Source organism: Bacteroides sp. 90-K9/2, from assembly GCF_047310725.1.
Classification (GTDB): domain Bacteria; phylum Bacteroidota; class Bacteroidia; order Bacteroidales; family Bacteroidaceae; genus Bacteroides; species Bacteroides vicugnae.
Genome location: NZ_JBCGVL010000004.1, coordinates 155,821 through 173,780 on the forward strand (window position 1 = coordinate 155,821; position 17,960 = coordinate 173,780).

The following is a 17,960-nucleotide window of genomic DNA, read 5'->3' on the forward strand; positions in this document are numbered from 1 at the left end:
TTTATCAAATACATATCAAATGAAAGCAGTTCAAATTATCAATCCCTCCGAAATGAAGGTGGTTGAACTGGAAAAACCGACCGTTGGAGCCGGTGAAGTATTAGTAAGAATCAAGTATGTTGGTTTTTGTGGTTCCGACTTGAACACATTCCTGGGTAAAAATCCGATGGTGAAATTGCCTGTGATACCGGGACATGAAGTAGGAGCAGTCATTGAGGAAATCGGCCCGGATGTTCCGGCGGGTTTTGAAAAAGGTATGAATGTGACCTTGAATCCGTATACCAACTGTGGAAAATGTGCTTCTTGTCGTAATGGCCGTGTTAATGCCTGCGAACATAATGAAACATTAGGCGTGCAACGCAATGGAGTGATGTGCGAATATGCTGTATTGCCTTGGACAAAGATTATTCCGGCAGGTAATATCTCTTCTCGTGACTGTGCCTTGATCGAACCGATGAGTGTCGGTTTTCATGCCGTATCTCGTGCACAAGTAATCGATAATGAATTTGTGATGGTGATTGGTTGTGGTATGATTGGTATCGGTGCCATTGTACGTGCCGCTTTGAGAGGTGCAACGGTAATTGCTGTTGACCTGGATGATGAAAAGCTGGAACTGGCGAAAAAGGTAGGCGCCTCTTATGTGATTAACTCCAAGACAGAAAATGTGCACGAACGGATGCAGGAGATCACAGAGGGATTGGGTGCTGATGTTGTGATTGAAGCTGTTGGCAGTCCGGTGACTTATGTTATGGCAGTAGATGAAGTCGGTTTCACAGGACGGGTGGTTTGTATCGGCTATGCTAAGAGTGAAGTTGCTTTTCAAACGAAACTCTTTGTTCAGAAAGAACTGGATATTCGTGGTTCCAGAAATGCCTTGCCGGCAGACTTCCGTGCAGTCATCAATTATATGAAAGAAGGAAATTGTCCGGTAGAAGAGTTGATTTCGAAAGTTGCCAAACCTGAAGGAGCTTTAGAAGCTATGCAGGAATGGGCGGCTAATCCGGGGAAGGTATTCCGTATTTTAGTTGAGTTTTAAGTAACTGTTTTGTCGGCTCTTATGATCAGATCAGGATTGCACGGAACAGGGATTTTTATTTGATCCGTGCAATCTGCATCTAAGAAGATGATCGATTGAGTTACTGCTGCAATCTACTCCATTAAGAACTGGCGTATTGAACAGTGGCGTATCCCTTCATAGCTATTTCCATTGAAGTTATCCTCTGTTATTACCATTTTAGGATAATTATCTTGTATTTTCAGTAGATTCCCGAATTCTCTTTCAGCGGTTTTTTCGCTGTCTATTTTTAAAGAAACTTGTATGTAGAGTTTTTCTCCGTTTTTTTCTCCGATGAAATCAATTTCCTTATCTCCATAATAACCAACCTTTACTTCATATCCTCTATATAAAAGATGATTATAAACCAGATTCTCTAATATTTTGGCTTTGTCTGTAATGCGATATCCAATAACAATATTGCGGATTCCCATATTTTCGAAATAGTATTTCTCTCCTATTTCAAAGACACGTTTACCTATTAAATCATATCTTTCTACCCGGTGAATAAGAAAAGCGTTGCTTAGGTATTCTGTATAATTTTGAATTTGATTCACAGAAACTGTCGCATGTTGTGATTTTAAATAATCACTGATATTTTTAGCCGAGAACAGATTTCCTATGTTTTCGGATAAGAACTGGATTAACTTCTCTAAAAATAATGTGTTTCGTAGTTTATACCGACTGACTACATCACGAAAAACAATCGTAGAGTATATGCTTTTTAGATATTCATTTACTGTTTCGTCTTCGAGAGGAAGGTTCAACAAGTAAGGAAGCCCACCATAACGACTATATAGTTCATAGCTTTTTTCATTGTCAGTTAATCCATGAAATTCGAGGAATTCCAAATAAGAGAGACTGTATATTTTGAATTCAATATATCTGCCGCTTAAATAAGTTGCAAGTTCTCCTGAAAGCATATTGGCATTGCTACCGGTAATGTATATATCGTTATCTTCATTGAGGAGAAGAGAACGAATCACTTTCTCAAATCCCGGAATGTCCTGTATTTCGTCGATAAATATATAGTTCTTGTCTTTCTTCTGACTTTGAGAAATGATGTAGGAATGTAAATCTTGGGCTGTTTGTAATGAACTGAATTCAAAGTCTTCCAGATTGATGTAAATGATATTGGCATTTGGCTCTTCACCTAAAATTTCTTCAATAAGTTGATAAAGGAGAAAGCTTTTGCCTACACGTCTCTGACCTGTCAGTACCTTAGCTACAGATTTCCGCATGAAAGGTTTTATCCGTTCGATGTAGCCTTTTCTTTTTTTGAGAATTCTAGGAAAGTCCATTTTATTATAGGTTTTATTTGTATTTAAAACTTTTGCTAAGATAAGGAAAAGTTTTAAGTATACTTCAAACTTTTATTGGAAATCGGGAAAGTTTTAAGTCTATTTTAGTTCTGTTGAAATGTAATATCAGGAAATCTTGGTTTTTCTATGCATATATGTAACACGAATACAAGTCTTTGATACATGATTATATATACTATTGGCTGAAATCCGTTAACTTTGCGTTGAAACAAGATAACCTACTAATATGTAATAACATGAATACAGGACTAAAATTTGCGCTTGGAGTATGCAGTCTCTCTTTACTTTTTTCTTGCGCTCAAAAATTACCTTATCAAGACACTTCTTTAACGGCTGAACAACGGGCGGAAGATTTATTGCCCCGATTGACTCTGGAAGAGAAAGTTGCACTCATGCAGAATGCCTCACCCGCTATTCCGCGTCTGGGAATCAAAGAGTATGACTGGTGGAATGAAGCGTTACACGGAGTCGGACGCGCAGGGTTGGCCACAGTTTTTCCCCAGGCTATCGGTATGGGGGCTTCTTTTAATGATTCGTTATTGTATGAAGTATTTGATGCTGTATCCGACGAGGCTCGTGTGAAATCCCGTATTTTCAGTGAAAACGGTGTTTTAAAACGCTATCAGGGACTGACATTCTGGACGCCGAATGTAAATATATTCCGTGATCCTCGTTGGGGACGCGGACAGGAGACTTATGGCGAGGATCCTTATCTGACAGGACAGCTGGGAATGGCTGTCGTTCGTGGCTTGCAGGGACCGAAGGATGGTAAATACGACAAACTGCATGCTTGTGCCAAACACTTCGCAGTCCATTCCGGACCGGAGTGGAACCGCCACAGTTTTGATGCGGAGAATATTGCTCCCCGTGATTTATGGGAGACTTACCTACCGGCTTTCAAAGACTTGGTGCAGAAGGCGGATGTAAAAGAGGTGATGTGTGCCTACAATCGTTTTGAGGGAGAGCCTTGTTGTGGAAGCAACCGTCTGTTAATGCAGATTTTACGTGATGAGTGGGGATATAAAGGGATTGTTGTTTCCGATTGCGGTGCAATTTCCGATTTTTACAGGCCGGAAACACATGGAACTCATCCGGACAAGGAACACGCTTCTGCCGGGGCTGTATTATCAGGAACAGACCTGGAATGTGGTGGTGAATATGGCTCGTTGGCAGATGCTGTGAAAGCCGGATTGATTGATGAAAAGCTGATTGATGTTTCGCTGAAACGTTTGTTGACTGCACGTTTTGAGTTGGGAGAGATGGATGAACAACCTGCCTGGGCGGAGATTCCTGCTTCTACTCTTAATAGTAAGGAACATCAGGATTTAGCCCTGCGTATGGCGCGTGAGTCATTGGTGCTTTTGCAGAATAAAAACAATATTCTTCCTTTGAATACTGGTCTGAAAGTGGCTGTTATGGGACCAAATGCCAACGATTCTGTGATGCAGTGGGGAAACTATAATGGTATACCGGGACATACAGTTACTTTACTGGAAGCTGTCCGTTCCAAATTACCCGAAGGACAAGTGATGTATGAGCCCGGTTGTGACCGCACGAGTAGAGAAGCACTGCAAAGTCTGTTTAGTGAATGTAGTATAAATGGTAAGCCCGGCTTCTTGGCAGAATATTGGAATAATCGGACTCGTGAAGGAGAAGTGGTTGCCACTGACCAGATTTCTACTCCATTCCATTTTGCTACAACAGGGGCTACTACATTTGCTCCCGGTGTAGAAATAACAGATTTCTCGGCTCGTTATGAATCTGTTTTTCGTCCTTCACAGTCCGGTGATGTTGCTTTCCGTTTCCAGTTGGATGGTGAAGTAACTCTGATGGTTGATGGTGAACAAGTAGCTCAAAAAGTATATGTCAAGAATCCGACGAATCTCTATACGTTACAGGCGAAAGCTGGAAAGGAGTATCATATTGAGATTCTGTTTAAGCAACGGAATGAGAGAGCTACATTAGACTTTGATTTGGGTAAACAAGTCGAAATTAATTTGAATTTGGCAGTAGAGAAAGTGAAGGATGCTGATGTCGTTCTTTTTGCCGGCGGAATTTCTCCCAGTCTGGAGGGTGAGGAAATGCCGGTGGAAGTGTCCGGATTTAAAGGGGGCGACCGTACGGATATTGAACTTCCTGCTGTTCAGCGCGACTTGCTGAGGACCTTGAAGAAAGCTGGAAAGAAAGTAGTCTTTATCAATTATTCCGGTTCAGCCATCGGATTAGTGCCGGAATCAAATACTTGTGAGGCAATTTTGCAGGCGTGGTATCCGGGTCAGGCAGGTGGTACGGCTATTGTAGATGTACTGTTTGGAGATTATAACCCGGCAGGACGTTTACCGGTCACTTTCTATAAGGATGCCGGTCAGTTGCCGGACTTCGAAGATTATTCCATGAAGGGACGTACTTATCGATATATGCAACAGCAACCACTTTACCCATTCGGGTATGGGCTGAGTTATACAACGTTTATTTATGGTGAGGCTAATCTGGGTAAGAATACGATTGGAAAAGGAGAAACAGCTATGTTAACTGTTCCGGTAAGTAATGTAGGGCAGCGGGACGGAGATGAAGTGGTTCAGGTTTATCTGCGATCTCCGGCAGATAAAGACGGCCCCCGTTATACCCTGCGTGCTTTCAAACGTGTCCATATTCCTGCCGGGCAAACAAAATCAGTAACTATTCCTCTTACACATGAGAGTTTCGAATGGTTTGATGAGGCGACTAATACAATGCATCCGGTGGCAGGTACTTATGAATTGCTGTATGGAGGCTCTTCCGATAAAAATAAATTGAAAGCGATAGTGATGAACGTGCAATAATCATACTTCCTGATTTTATCCAGTATATTGGAACTATCTACCTTCTACAACCAATATAAATTGAGCGCTGAATTCAAATTTAAATTCAGCGCCCTGCAAACGATTTTTCATTTTCATTTCTCATATTCTCATCATTTTATATAATATATAGATTATCAGGGAGATGCATTATGAGAAATACTTTCTAGAAATTCATTTCTCATACTTTTCTCCTATTTTAGTCCCGAAATCCTTTTATTCTCATCCTATTCTAGGGCATATCAAGGTATTTCTCATACTAAATGTTCTACTTCGCTTCTCTATCCAATGAGAAATATAGGAATACTGTACGCAAACCATTAATAGAAAAGTTTCTCTTCATTACCGACAAACATGTTTTTAGTTACCGGTAAAGTTGTTTTGCGCCTATTATAAACTATAAACGCAAGTTTTGTTTTTATAAATGAAGCTTGCATTTTTATAATTGCAAGTTCTGATTTTATAATCAAAGCTTGCAATTATAGATTGTAATTAGGGAAGAGTAAGTTTGTATACTGATCTACAGAAGTTTCCCCTTAATAGTGAACAAGTTTATTATTAATAGATTAGATTCTTTCTATTAATACTTATCGTGAAATCTTCTCATTCCATGGACAACTGTCCCTAGTTGTCTTTTCAATGTAACATTTCTCTTACCATTTTATGGATTTAAATGCTTGTGTAACACCAAGAAAGAAGAATGTTACATGTCTGTGATAAATGTAACCTCTATATAGAAGCCTGTATCGTGATTATTCAGATACGATGAAATCAAATCAATACATTTGCCATCACTACTATGGAACAGGAAATTATAGAAAATAAAAAGTGATAATATGAGAACATTAAAATTGATTTTGTCGGGCTGTCAATCCGTGGGCCTTGTCGTATTTATTATGCTGTTTTTTAATATGGAGGTGAGTGGCAAGGGTAAAATAACGAAAAATGCTCCTGTCTTTACGCAATTTATTTATCAGGGGGAGGATGCTATTTATCAAAACAATCCTTTAAAGCCGGGTGAGTTCTATAATCCTATTTTGCAGGGTTGCTATCCCGATCCGAGTATAACGCGGAAAGGGAATGATTATTATTTGGTGTGCTCATCTTTTGCCATGTTTCCCGGGGTACCTATTTTCCATTCTAATGATCTGGTCAACTGGAAACAAATCGGTCATGTGCTGGACAGAACGTCACAATTAAAGGTTGAAGATTGTGGTATTAGTGCTGGTGTATATGCTCCTGCTATAAGATATAATCCCAATAATGATACGTTTTATATGATAACCACTCAATTTTCCGGAGGCTTTGGAAATATGGTGGTAAAGACAAAGAATCCGGAGAATGGTTGGAGTGATCCGGTCAAACTTCAATTTGAAGGCATTGATCCTTCTCTTTTCTTTGATGATAATGGCAAGGCATACGTGGTGCATAATGATGCTCCTGCTAAAGCAAATGAATGTTACTCAGGACACCGTGTCATAAAAATATGGGATTATGATGTGGAGAATGATAAAGTGGTTCCGGGATCGGACCGGATCATTGTCAATGGTGGCGTCAATATAGAAGAAAAGCCAATATGGATTGAAGCTCCTCATATCTATAAGAAAGATGGACGTTACTATTTGATGTGTGCGGAAGGTGGAACCGGAGGCTGGCATAGTGAAGTGATTTTTGTAAGTGATTATCCGAAAGGACCTTATCTTCCGGCAAGTAACAATCCGATTCTCACCCAGCGTTATTTTCCTGCAAACCGGGTGAATAAAGTAGACTGGGCTGGTCATGCAGACTTAGTGGAGGGACCGGATGGAAAATATTATGGTGTATTTTTGGGGATACGTCCCAATGAGAAGAATAGAGTGAATACCGGACGTGAAACTTTTATTCTTTCGGTGGACTGGAGCGGAACATTTCCTGTTTTTGAGAATGGGCTTATTCCTATGAAACCTACATTGAAGATGCCTTCAGGAGTAGAGAACCAAACAGGGCAAAATGGTTATTTGCCTAGTGGTAACTTTGTCTTTAAGGATGATTTCTCCGATAAGACATTGGATTTTAGATGGATCGGTCTTAGAGGTCCTCGTGAGGAATTCGTGGATATCACCGGTAAAGGTTTACGAATCATTCCTTTTACCACAAATATCAATGAAGTGAAACCTACTTCTACCTTGTTCTACCGCCAGCAGCATAATCAATTTACAGCGGCAGCGACAATGGAGTACAAACCGAAAAATGAGAAAGATTTTGCCGGTGTAACATGTTATCAGAATGAAAGATATCACTACGTTTTCGGTATTACTAAAAAAGAAAAAGACTATTATCTGATACTGCAAAGAACCGAAAAAGGGCAAACAAGTGTTCTAGGCGAGGTGAAGATAGAGATAGAGAAACCTGTGACACTGCAAGTAACAGCCAATGGAGATGATTATCGTTTTAATTATTCGACTGATGGCAAAAGTTTTATAAATTTAGGAGGAACCGTTTCCGGTGATATTCTTTCTACTAATGTGGCTGGTGGCTTTACAGGAGCAATGATCGGCCTGTATGCAACATCTGTTGGTAATTAATTAGAAACCTTATCATTCTGTAATTATGAAAATACATCCTTTGAAGAATCTAAAAAATAGAAATATGATGAAATTTTTTATAGCAATGGCTATGTTATTGGTTAGTAGCGTTGCGAGTGCAGAAGATAAACAGATAGCAAGTCCTGATGGGAAGCTGGTGGTAACAGTTTCGGATAGAGATGGGAGACCCTCTTATTCTGTCAGTTATGACAATGTTCTCTTTTTAGAGCCATCTCCATTGGGGATTGTTGCAAATATCGGAGATTTTTCATCGGGGATGTCGCTAGAGAAAAATGTTTTAATAAACGAAATAGATGAAACCTATGAGCTACCTTCTATTAAACAGAGCAAGGTTCATTATGTGGCGAATGAAGCTGTATTTTTGTTTACACAACAAGGGAAAACAGTTTATGATGTTATATTCCGCATAAGTAATAATGATGTTGCTTTTAAATATAAGATGTATCCGCAAGGTGAGACACTAAATTGCGTGATTAGGAAGGAAGCCACAGGATTTGCGTTTCCTGACGGAACCACCACTTTCCTTTGTCCGCAAAGTAAACCGATGGGGGGATTTGCCCGTACTTCTCCAAGTTATGAGACGTCTTATACAGCAGATGATGTCGCAGGGAAAAATGGCTGGGGAGAAGGATATACATTTCCCTGTCTGTTCCGTAATGGAGATAACGGTTGGGTGCTTGTTTCCGAAACGGGAGTAAATGGCGGATATTGTGCGAGCCGTCTGTTGGGACAAAAAGGAGGAGTATATACCATTGGATTTCCGCAAGAAGGTGAAGCGAATGGGAATGGTACGGTTTCTCCGGGGATAGCATTACCGGGCGAGACGCCTTGGCGTACTATTACTTTAGGTAAGACTTTGGCTCCCATAGTGGAGACGACCGTTCCTTTTGATGTTGTAAAACCGCTTTATCCGGCAAAAGGAGAGTATACGTATGGCCGGGGTTCATGGAGCTGGATTATCGGTATGGATGGAAGTACTAATTACAAAGAGCAACTCCGGTATATTGATTTCTCGGCAGCGATGGGGTATCAATCTGTGTTGGTCGATGCCTTGTGGGATAAACAAATTGGGCGTGATAAAATTGAAGAATTGGCTAAATATGGGAAGGACAAAGGGGTAGCTCTTTATTTGTGGTATAATTCGAATGGGTATTGGAATGATGCTCCGCAAACTCCGAGAGGTATTATGGATAATGCGATAGCCAGACGTAAGGAGATGAAATGGATGCAAAGCATTGGTATCCGCGGAATAAAAGTTGACTTTTTCGGAGGTGACAAGCAAATGACTATGCAGTTGTATGAGGATATCTTGGCGGATGCAAACGAGTACGGCCTTCTGGTTATTTTTCATGGATGTACTTTGCCTCGTGGTTGGGAACATATGTTTCCTAACTACGCATCGAGTGAAGCTGTGTTGGCTAGTGAAAATCTTCATTTCTCTCAAGGTAGCTGTGATCATGAGGCTTTTAATGCCACCCTGCATCCGTTTATCCGTAACACGGTAGGTAGCATGGATTTCGGAGGTAGTGCATTGAACAAATATTACAATGCGGATAATGCTCCACGAGGAAGTCGACGGGTGACATCAGATGTCTTTGCATTGGCTACGGCGGTTTTATTTCAAAGTCCGGTACAACATTTCGCTTTGGCACCGAATAATCTGACTGATGCTCCTGCGTGGGCAATTGATTTTATGAAAGAGGTCCCAACGACTTGGGATGAGGTACGTTTCATTGATGGTTATCCTGGCAAATACGTTATTCTTGCCCGTCGTCATGGAGACAAATGGTATATTGCCGGAGTAAATGCGCAGAAGGAAACACTGAAACTTAAAATTAATTTGCCGATGTTCTCCAATGGAGAAAAGGTGAGACTGTATGGTGATGATAAGGCATTGCAGGGTAGCGTAAAACAAATAGAAATAGGTAAGAAACAAGAATTGCAATTGGCCATTCCTTGCAATGGTGGAATATTAATAACCCAATAACTTTAAACTGATAGAATATGAAAAACTTGAATTTTTGGGGTGTATCACTCCTGTTGGTTATGATGGCTGTTTCGGGAACGGCACAAAATCCTATTATCCAGACAAAATATACCGCTGATCCGGCTCCAATGGTATATAATGATACCGTTTTTCTTTATACCACTCATGATGAGGATGATGCCGAAGGTTTCAAAATGCTGGACTGGCTGCTTTATACTTCTACAGACATGGTAAACTGGACGGATCATGGTGCAGTCGCTTCCTTGAAGAGTTTCAATTGGGTGAAGCGTGATAACGGTGCCTGGGCAGAGCAAGTCATCGAACGTAATGGTAAATTTTATATGTATTGCCCGATTCACGGTAATGGTATCGGCGTATTGGTATCCGACTCTCCTTACGGTCCTTTCAAAGACCCTTTGAATAAACCGTTAGTATGGCAAAAAGAGCATTGGGATGATATCGACCCTACCGTATTTATTGATGATGACGGGCAAGCCTATATGTATTGGGGCAATCCAAATGTCTATTACGTGAAACTGAATGAGGATATGGTTTCTTATTCGGGAGAAATCGTAAAACTGGCTGATAAGCCGGAACATTATCAGGAAGGACCTTGGACGTATAAGCGGAACGGACATTATTATATGGCTTTTGCTTCAACTTGTTGCCCGGAAGGTATTGGCTATGCCATGAGTGACAAGGCTACCGGTCCATGGGTTACAGAAGGATATATCATGCGTCCTACGGAAAGAACCAGAGGCAATCACCCCGGAATTATTGATTATAAGGGGGACTCGTATGTGTTTGGCCTAAATTATGATTTGCTTCATCTGGAGACTTTCGATCATAAAGAGCGGCGTTCGGTATCTGTTGCAAAAATGCATTATAATCCGGATGGGACAATTCAGGAAGTCCCCTATTGGCAGGATACAAAACTGGAGCAAATCGGGACCTTTAATCCTTATCGCAGAGTGGAGGCTGAAACGATGGCTTGGGGGTATGGGCTGAAGACCGGGAATTTAGAGAATGGAGGTTTATATGTGACAGATATTGACAATGATGAATACTTGTGTGTGCGAGGTGTTGATTTTGGAGCAAAAGGGGCGAAGAAGTTTAGTGTCAGCGCTGCCTGCATTGAAAAAGGAGGAAATATTGAGATTCGTTTGGACGGTGTTGACGGACAGATAGTTGGTAATATCAGCATATCTTCTACAGGAGGAATGGATATCTATAAACTGATGTCATGCAAGATAAAGAATGCCAAAAGGGTGCATGATCTTTATTTTTGTTTTAAGGGAGAGAAAGGGAAGAAACTTTTCAATTTGGATTATTGGGAATTTAAATAGTTCCAATACACAGCAATTGTTTTTTAATTTTATATATCAAGAATATGGTCATGAGAAAACTGTTTGTTTTGTTTTTGTTACTACTATCCGGGATAATGGGATATGCAAGTGATACATTTCGTAATCCGGTTATTTATGCGGACGTTCCTGATATGTCTGTGATTAGGGTAGGTGATGATTTTTATATGATCAGTACTACAATGCATCTGATGCCCGGAGCGCCTGTCATGAAATCAAAAGATCTTGTAAATTGGGAAATTGTAGGTTATGTATTTGATAAACTGACGGATACTCCGAATTATGACCTGAAAGACGGTACTGTCTATGGACGGGGACAATGGGCGTCATCGATTCGTTATCATAATGGTAAGTTTTATGTATTCTTTTCCCCTAATGACAAGCCGCACAAAGGATATATTTATTCGACAACTGACCCGGGCGGTAAGTGGGAGTTGGTATCTCGTACACCGCATTTTCATGATGCATCTCTTTTCTTCGATGATGATGGTAAAGTGTATATTTTTTACGGGACAGGCTCTCTTGTTGAACTAAAGAGTGATCTTTCAGGAGTGCAACCCAATGGTGTCAATATGAAAATCTTCGAACGTGACGAGACGGAGAATGGACTGTTGGAGGGAAGCCAGGTGATAAAACATAATGGAAAGTATTATTTGTTGATGATTTCATGGCCGAGAAATGGCATCCGCAGAGAGGTATGTTATCGTGCTGATAATATAACCGGGCCATATAAAAAGAACGTGATTTTAGAAGATGCTTTTGATACGTATGGAGGAGTGGGACAAGGGAATATTGTTGATACACCGGACGGTCGTTGGTATGGCATGATATTTCAAGACCGTAACGGAGTGGGACGTGTTCCTACCTTGATGCCATGTCGTTGGGTAGACGGTTGGCCGATGCTGGGGGATGAAAATGGACATGTACCTTTGGTGATGGAGAAGCCGATTCAAGGCTATCCGGAAATCCCTTTGGTGGTAAGTGATGATTTTGATGTCTCCAAGTTAAAGCTTAACTGGCAGTGGAACCATAATCCGATGAACGATTTCTGGTCCTTGAGTGAACGTCCCGGTTACTTGCGGCTTAAGACGGATCGGATAGTCGATAATTTGTATGCTGCTCCCAATACCATCACACAGCGTATGGAAGGACCTGCGTGTAGTGGAACTATTTCTATGGATATATCCCACATGAAAGATGGGGATGTCGCCGGATTTAGTGCATTTAACGGGGATTCGGGGTTATTGTCTATAATAATGGATGGAAATAAGAAATATCTCACAATGAGTACGAATGTTGTAGAATTGAATGATTCTGACAAAGCGATTCTGAAAGTTGACGCTGTTGAGGAAGAGCGGATAGGCTTGGATCAGAATATGATTTATCTGCGTATTGACTGCGATTTTAGTCAGCATCGTGATTTGGCTACTTTCTATTATAGTTTGGATAATCGCAAATGGATAAAGGTCGGACAGGATTTCAAAATGAAGTTTGATTTTACCAAGTTTTTTATGGGAACAAAGTTTGCCATATTCAATTATGCTACGAAAACGAAAGGTGGATATGTGGATATTGATTTCTTTCATTATAAAAAAAATAGAAATGTAATACATTGATAATCAGTGTGATTGTTTTACTGTGCTACAAGGGAAAAGATAGATGTAACATTGAAAATGAAGATGTTATTTTGGAAAAGAAGCCCGTAACATAATTATGTCTGTAGTTTTATGAGCTGGGATATCTTTGCAGAAAAGATCAGTAATTCATATTTGATTATAAAGAAAATAAGAAGTATTATGAAGAATACACAGGTTATGCAATCAATGTCAATCGTTTGGCTCTCCATATTTATGTTAGGGATAACAATGATGTCATGTAACTCAAAGAAAGAACAACAATTACCGACTATTGGAAAATTTGTGGCTCTCTTTGATTATTTTTCCTACAAAGGAAATGATGATTTTTATATTTCCAATCCTCTGTCAGGTGAAGATTATTTTTATAATCCTATTTTGCCAGGATGGTATTCCGATCCTAGTGTTTGCACAAATGGAGAAGGTGATTATTTCCTGGTAACATCTACATTCACCTATTTTCCCGGTGTTCCTATTTTTCACAGCAAGGATTTGGTGAATTGGAAACAGATAGGACATGTGTTGAATCGCGCTTCGCAATTAGTGAAGATGGAAGGACAGAAAGTGAGTGGCGGTATTTTTGCTCCGGCTATTTCTTATAATCCGTATAACAAGACATATTATATGGTAACAACCAATGTCGGAGCCGGGAATTTCTTTGTTAAGACGCAAGACCCGTTTGGTGAATGGTCGGAACCCGTCATGTTGCCGGAGGTCGGAGGTATTGATCCTTCTTTCTTTTTTGATGAAGATGGTAAGGCATATATTGTTAATAATGATGAGGCTCCGGATAATAAACCTGAATATAGCGGACACCGTACTATACGCATACAAGAGTTTGATGTGAAGGCGGATAAGACGATCGGTCCCCGTAAAATTCTTGTAAACAAAGGAGCTCAACCGGCAGATAAACCAATTTGGATAGAAGGCCCTCATTTATATAAAATAAATGGAAAGTATTTCTTGATGTCCGCCGAAGGTGGAACGGGGAACTGGCATTCGGAAGTGATTTTCCGTGGTGATTCTCCGATGGGTAAATTTCTTCCATGGAAAAACAATCCGATTCTGACGCAAAGACATTTGAATTCTGACCGTCCTAATTCGGTAACCTGTGCTGGTCATGCAGACTTGATTCAAACAAAAGAGGGAGATTGGTGGGCTGTTTTTCTGGCTTGTCGCCCTATTAATAATCAGTTTGAGAATTTGGGACGTGAAACATTTATGATGCCGGTGAAATGGAGTGAAGACGGATTCCCGTACATGACACAAGGCGATGATTTAGTACCTATGATTGTAAAACGTGAAGGTGCGAAACGCGATACGACAGTTACTTATGGTAATTTCGAGTTAATAGAGAACTTTGATTCTCCTGTACTTGATATGCCATGGATGACTTTAAGAACTTCTGCATCCGATCTATATTCTTTGTCGGAAACACCCGGATATTTGACCTTGAAGTGTGCAGATATTAGCGCTACGGAGAAGAAGACTCCGGCATTTGTCTGCCGTCGGTTGCAACATCATAAATTTGAATGTGCTACCCGTATGTTGTTCAATCCTTCTGACGACAAGGAAATGGCAGGAATGCTGTTGTTTAAAGATGAGACGCATCAATATTTCTTCTGCTTGAATAAAGTGGGTGAGAATAAAAATATTTCTCTGAAACAAATTGGTGAAAAGGAACAGACATTGGCTTCAGATGAAATAGACGCAAATACAAATGAAGTATATTTGAAATTAGTATCTCAAGGAATTGGTTACGATTTCTATTATTCTATTGATGGTGAAAAAAGCTGGAAACTGCTTTGTAAAGATGTAGATTCCAGTTATCTCTCTACTACAACGGCTGGTGGATTTACTGGTACTACAATCGGATTATACGCTACTTGCAAATAATTATTTTTTTATATAAATCTAATACTAGTAACTATGAGTGGTATTTATAATGACGGCTAGTGCAATTAAAAAAAGAATGATGATTAGAAAACAATGTGGTTAATTAACATCTTAAACTAATGGTAATGAAAAATGTAACGAAGAAAATTCAAAAGATTCCTTACTTGTTTCTCCTTATGTTGTTTAGTTTTGTAACAGCACAAGCACAAAAAGAAATGACGGTGAGGGGAACAGTTCTTGACAGTAATGGTGAGACGATTATTGGGGCCTCAGTAGTTTTAAAGGGTAATAATTCAATAGGTACGATTTCAGATATAGATGGAAATTTTGTATTGACCGTACCCAATGAGAAGTCTACCCTTATTGTTTCGTATGTAGGAATGAAGCCACAGGAAGTAAAAGTGGTTTCCAAAGGTCTTATTAAAGTGGTGTTGGAAGATGATACTAAACAACTGGAAGAAGTCGTAGTTGTAGGTTACGGACAACAGAAGAAAGCGAGTGTGGTAGGTGCTATCACGCAGACCACTGGAAAAGTATTGGAACGGGCGGCTGGCATTTCTGATATTGGTGCGGCGTTAACCGGTAACCTGCCGGGGGTTATAACGACTCAAAGCTCCGGTATGCCGGGTGAGGAAGAACCGAAAATCACAATACGTGGGACTAGTTCATGGAATAATAGTGACCCGTTGGTACTGGTGGATGGCATAGAACGTCCGATGAGCAGTGTGGATATTGCTTCTGTACAATCTATTTCTGTCTTGAAGGATGCTTCTGCAACTGCTGTTTATGGTGTGAAAGGTGCAAATGGTGTCATTTTAGTAACGACCAAACGCGGAACTGAGGGAGCTGCCCAAATAAACATTGCAGCCAATGCCACGATGAAGATACCTTCTAAACTTCCTAACAAGTTGGATTCTTATGATGCTTTGATGGCGCGTAATATGGCTATTGAGCATGAGTTGAGCTTGTATCCGGATTCATGGTCGTACATAAAGCCGCAGGCAATAATTAATAAGTATCGTAATCCGGCAAATTTGGAAGAAGCGGAACGCTATCCGAATGTGGACTGGCAGGATGTATTGTTCAAAGACTATGCGATGTCCTACAATGCAAATGTGAATGTCAGCGGTGGTACTCGATTTGTAAAATATTTCGCTTCTGTCGATTATGTGCATGAGGGAGACTTGTTCGATGTATTTGATAATGGGCGTGATTATAATTCCGGTTATGGGTATGACAGAATTAATGTACGTAGTAATCTGGATTTCCAGATAACCAAGAGTACTGTTTTTAAGGTTAATGTAGCAGGCTCTAATGGATACAAGAAAACTCCTTATAATAATTCCAATTATGATAGTTCGGCCGACTGGTCGATTGCCCAGCAGTGGGCGGGGGCGTATAATATTGCTCCGGATGTATTCCTTCCGAAATATTCGGATGGTTCGTGGGGATATTATCCGAATATCTCGAATGTTACCAACTCTGCAGAAAATGTGTCATTGGGAGGTACGATGACTACCACTACTACACAGATAACAACTGACTTTGCATTGGAGCAGGATTTGAGCTTTATAACGAAAGGATTGAGTGCAAGAGCTATGGTTTCTTGGGATAATACTTTTGTAGAATGGAAGCGCGGTATCAATGACCTATATAACGACGCACAACATAAATGGATTAATCCGGATACAGGTGAGGTCAGTTATAAAAAGTCGTATGACAACAATACTGGTTTTGATTTTATGCAGGGTGTAATGTGGAATACGGAAGGTGGTGAAGTCAAGAATTGGGCGACACAGCGTAATCTTAATTATCAGGCACAATTAAATTGGGCCCGTAGTTTTGGAAAGCATAATGTTACCCTTATGGGATTGTTCAGTCGTCAGGAAACGGCTACAGGAAGTGAAATTCCTCACTATCGTGAAGACTGGGCATTCCGTACTACTTATAATTGGTCGGATCGGTATTTTATTGAATATAATGGTGCTTATAATGGTTCCGAGAAGTTCAGCAAAGAAAATCGTTTTGCGTTTTTTAATTCCGGTGCTATCGGATGGATGGTTAGTGAAGAACCGTTTATGAAATTCTTGAAAGAACGCAGAATTTTGGATATGTTGAAAATTCGTGCTTCTTACGGTGAAATTGGTGATGATAATGTAAAAACACGTTGGTTGTATATGAACCAATGGGCTTACGGCGGAACCTCGTCTTTGGATGTAGATCGTGGTGAAAGCCCATATACTTGGTATCGTGAATCAGCAGTAGGTAATTCTGATGTGCATTGGGAGAAAGTAAAGAAATTGAATTTTGGTATTGATTACTCGTTTTTGGATGGCTTGTTTGCAGGTAGCGTGGAAGTCTTTCGTGATAAACGTACTGATATTCTGGTGGGTGGAAGCGATCGGGCTATTCCTTCTTATTTTGGTACTACAGCAGTTACCGCTAACTTAGGTAAGGTTAGAACCAAAGGTTATGAGTTGGAACTTCGTATCAACAAGACATTTTCCAATAGGATGCGCGTTTGGGCTAATATGAGCATGACCCATGCGGAAAATAAGATACTTGAAAAAGACGATGCTCCATTGTTGGCTGGGTATCAAAAGGTGGCTGGTTATGCCATTGGTCAGAATAAGGCATATATTGATAATGGATATTTGAATTCTTATGACGATGTGATTGGTAGCCCGCAGCATGATACAAACAATTCACAACGTCTTCCCGGAGACTATTATATCGTCGATTTCAATGGTGATGGCGTAGTCGACAGCAAGGACCAAGCTCCTTACGGTTACTCTGATACTCCACAGAACACATATAATGCTACTCTTGGCTTTGAGTGGAAGGGATTCAGCGCTTTTGTACAGTTCTATGGTGTAAATAATGTGACTCGTGTCGTTCAGTTGACCAGTTTCGGCAGTCAGATGAATACGGTGTACGACCAGGGTAGTTGGTGGTCTGAGGCTGGCGATGCGGCCGATGTTGTAACTCCGCGCTGGTTGTCAAAGGTGAGCGGTTACAGTAATGGTACGCAATACTATTATGACGGTTCTTACATTCGTCTGAAAAATGCAGAGATAGCCTATACCTTTACAGATGGATGGGTGCGAAAACTCGGGGTGAAAAATTTGAAGATTTACTTAAATGGAAACAACTTATGGGTATGGTCTAAGATGCCGGACGACCGTGAATCGAATTATGCAGGTTCGGGCAATCAAGGGGCGTATCCTACGGTGAAACGTTTCAACTTAGGTGTTAAATTTACATTATAATCAAAGTAC

The 17,960-nt window shown here is 40.4% G+C and carries 9 protein-coding genes; 8 read left to right on the forward strand and 1 reads right to left on the reverse strand.

Features of this window, described 5'->3' with window-relative positions:
* The first annotated feature begins 19 nt into the window (after positions 1-19).
* Complete coding sequence (locus AAHJ11_RS11835; protein WP_148364039.1) at positions 20-1,036, forward strand: zinc-binding alcohol dehydrogenase family protein; 1,017 nt, start codon at positions 20-22, stop codon at positions 1,034-1,036.
* Between the two features lie 113 nt (positions 1,037-1,149).
* Here the strand turns inward: AAHJ11_RS11835 and AAHJ11_RS11840 are convergent, their stop codons facing one another.
* Complete coding sequence (locus AAHJ11_RS11840; RefSeq protein ID WP_148364038.1) at positions 1,150-2,355, reverse strand: ATP-binding protein; 1,206 nt, start codon at positions 2,353-2,355, stop codon at positions 1,150-1,152.
* A 257-nt stretch (positions 2,356-2,612) separates the two neighbouring features.
* Between AAHJ11_RS11840 and xyl3A the strand changes: the two genes are divergently transcribed.
* The 7 genes from xyl3A to AAHJ11_RS11875 all read left to right on the forward strand — a co-directional run bounded on the left by xyl3A (position 2,613) and on the right by AAHJ11_RS11875 (position 17,951).
* Entirely contained in the window at positions 2,613-5,198 is a 2,586-nt protein-coding gene (xyl3A, locus tag AAHJ11_RS11845; protein WP_413579562.1) for a xylan 1,4-beta-xylosidase, read from the forward strand.
* 854 nt (positions 5,199-6,052) lie between these two features.
* A complete protein-coding gene (locus AAHJ11_RS11850) occupies positions 6,053-7,780 on the forward strand; it encodes a glycoside hydrolase family 43 protein (RefSeq protein WP_258979308.1) in 1,728 nt (575 codons plus the stop codon).
* Positions 7,781-7,847: 67 nt separating this feature from the next.
* A complete protein-coding gene (locus AAHJ11_RS11855) occupies positions 7,848-9,788 on the forward strand; it encodes a glycoside hydrolase family 97 protein (RefSeq protein WP_258981907.1) in 1,941 nt (646 codons plus the stop codon).
* Between the two features lie 17 nt (positions 9,789-9,805).
* Complete coding sequence (locus tag AAHJ11_RS11860) at positions 9,806-11,134, forward strand: glycoside hydrolase family 43 protein (RefSeq protein ID WP_217721821.1); 1,329 nt, start codon at positions 9,806-9,808, stop codon at positions 11,132-11,134.
* Positions 11,135-11,184: 50 nt separating this feature from the next.
* Positions 11,185-12,768 carry a glycoside hydrolase 43 family protein gene (locus AAHJ11_RS11865; protein WP_259011325.1) on the forward strand — a complete coding sequence of 528 codons (1,584 nt, stop codon included), beginning with the start codon at positions 11,185-11,187 and terminating at the stop codon, positions 12,766-12,768.
* A gap of 180 nt (positions 12,769-12,948) precedes the next feature.
* Complete coding sequence (locus tag AAHJ11_RS11870; protein ID WP_320974540.1) at positions 12,949-14,682, forward strand: glycoside hydrolase family 43 protein; 1,734 nt, start codon at positions 12,949-12,951, stop codon at positions 14,680-14,682.
* A gap of 119 nt (positions 14,683-14,801) precedes the next feature.
* Positions 14,802-17,951 (forward strand): SusC/RagA family TonB-linked outer membrane protein, encoded by a 3,150-nt coding sequence (locus tag AAHJ11_RS11875; protein WP_259011327.1) that lies wholly within the window; start codon positions 14,802-14,804, stop codon positions 17,949-17,951.
* The last annotated feature ends 9 nt before the right edge of the window (positions 17,952-17,960 follow it).